The following is a 1783-nucleotide window of genomic DNA, read 5'->3' as shown; positions in this document are numbered from 1 at the left end:
TACTACTTGAAGTAGGTGTGAAAAGGATTGATATTTACTGCATCTGCCGCACTCCTGAGCCCTCTGGATAGAAGCTGTGAATCGCTACTTGTACAGCAATCCAACAAAAAAGGGCTGAATTACAAGTCTGACAGGAGTAGAATGGCGCTAATAACCTACAAATCTACTCAGGTATTCGTCGTGTCAAATATTACTATTACAGAAACAGCTCAAACTCACTTTGCCAATCTGCTGTCACAGCAGCCTGAAGGTACAAACATTCGTGTGTTCGTGGTAAACCCAGGCACACAAAACGCTGAGTGTGGTGTTTCTTACTGCCCAACAGATGCTATCGAAGCGTCTGATACAAAACTGTCTTTCGAAGCATTCTCTGCATACGTAGATGAGTTAAGCCTGCCATTCCTAGACGAAGCTGAGATTGACTTCGTGACTGACAAAATGGGCTCTCAACTAACACTTAAAGCACCAAACGCAAAAATGCGTAAAGTATCAGACGACGCAACTCTGATAGAGCGTGTTGAGTATGCAATCCAAACCCAAGTGAACCCACAGCTTGCTGGCCACGGCGGTCACGTTAGCCTAGTAGAGATCACTGAAGAAGGTGCTGCTATCGTTGCATTCGGCGGTGGTTGTAACGGTTGTTCTATGGTTGATGTAACGCTAAAAGAAGGCATCGAGAAGGAACTTCTTCAACAATTCGAAGGTGAATTGACAGCCGTTCGTGATGCAACTGAACACGATCGTGGTGAGCACTCTTACTACTAAGCTCTTTTACGACTAAGCACTCATACAGTCTTAGCCAGTAGATAGTTAAAGATTCAATCAAAAGGTTGATGCGCAAGCATCAACCTTTTTTGTGTTTAAAACAGCAGAAGCACTCCTCAACCGTATATTTCCCGTTCAATGCCAACAATAGTGAGGCGTTACCATTTGCAGTAAGGTATTCAAGTGATCGCAATCGGTTCCTGCTCCAATAATTCTAGGATATGAAAGCTAGGATCTAGGAACTCACCGTCATTTCCCCTATATTAGAATGACTTTATAAGAAAGAATTCCAATGAGTTAAGGAGTGAGCGCAATGACAAAAAGGACCAAACCAGAAATTTTGGCTCAGCAAACTGTCGCTCAATCAAAACTGTTCTCTATCGAGTCTCTCGATTTACGCTTTTCAAACGGTGAAGAGCGCACTTACGAACGTATGAAGCCCAGCGGCCGAAACGCAGTCATGATGGTTCCGATTACTGAACAAGGCGATATTCTGTTAGTGCGTGAATACGCTGCGGGTACAGAGCGCTATGAACTCGGCTTCCCAAAAGGTCTAATTGATCCAGGCGAACAACCAAATGAAGCCGCCATTCGTGAACTAAAAGAAGAGATTGGCTTTGGTGCCAACAAGCTGACTCCTCTAAAAGAAGTGATCCTTGCACCCTCTTATTTCTCTAGCAAGATGACGCTGTTTATCGCAGAAGAGCTCTACCCAGAGAAACTAGAAGGTGATGAACCAGAGCCACTAGACATTGTGCGCTGGCCACTTGCTCAAGCCGAAGAACTGTTAACGCATCTCGACTTCTGTGAGGCTCGCAGTATTACCGCCCTACTATTAGCCCTTCGCGTATTAAACAATAATTAAAACAGTCAGAATCACTCGAAGAGTAAGAGAATATTTATGCCAATAACAAAAGATTTGTCTCACCTGCTGCCCTCTGTCATTGAGATTGCTCGCTCTGCTGGGCAACTGATCTTAGAGATCTACGAGAAAAAAGATTACGAAGAGTTTACCAAG

2 protein-coding genes and 2 pseudogenes are annotated in these 1783 nt (G+C 44.1%); all 4 read left to right on the top strand.

The features are described 5' to 3' along the window. Window positions 1-71: pseudogene (locus AB4496_RS25410) on the top strand (ComF family protein); the annotation flags it as partial. Between the two features lie 109 nt (window positions 72-180). After that, window positions 181-765: a Fe-S biogenesis protein NfuA gene (gene nfuA / locus AB4496_RS25405; RefSeq protein WP_009848013.1), complete on the top strand. Its 585-nt coding sequence runs from the start codon at window positions 181-183 to the stop codon at window positions 763-765. Between the two features lie 313 nt (window positions 766-1078). After that, entirely contained in the window at window positions 1079-1630 is a 552-nt protein-coding gene (nudE, locus tag AB4496_RS25400) for an ADP compounds hydrolase NudE (protein ID WP_102257550.1), read from the top strand. Window positions 1631-1666: 36 nt separating this feature from the next. After that, window positions 1667-1783, top strand: a pseudogene (locus tag AB4496_RS25395) (3'(2'),5'-bisphosphate nucleotidase CysQ); the annotation flags it as partial.

The sequence above is a fragment of the Vibrio sp. 10N.222.46.A1 genome (assembly GCF_041473595.1).
GTDB lineage: Bacteria > Pseudomonadota > Gammaproteobacteria > Enterobacterales > Vibrionaceae > Vibrio > Vibrio tasmaniensis_A.
The sequence above is the reverse complement of the archived record's forward strand: the minus strand, read 5'-3'. Positions and strand labels throughout refer to the sequence as shown.

What these genes read in the sequence shown, in the direction of transcription:
- nudE (WP_102257550.1), top strand. Translation starts at nt 1,079, where the DNA reads ATGACAAAAAGGACCAAACCAGAAATTTTGGCTCAGCAAACTGTCGCT.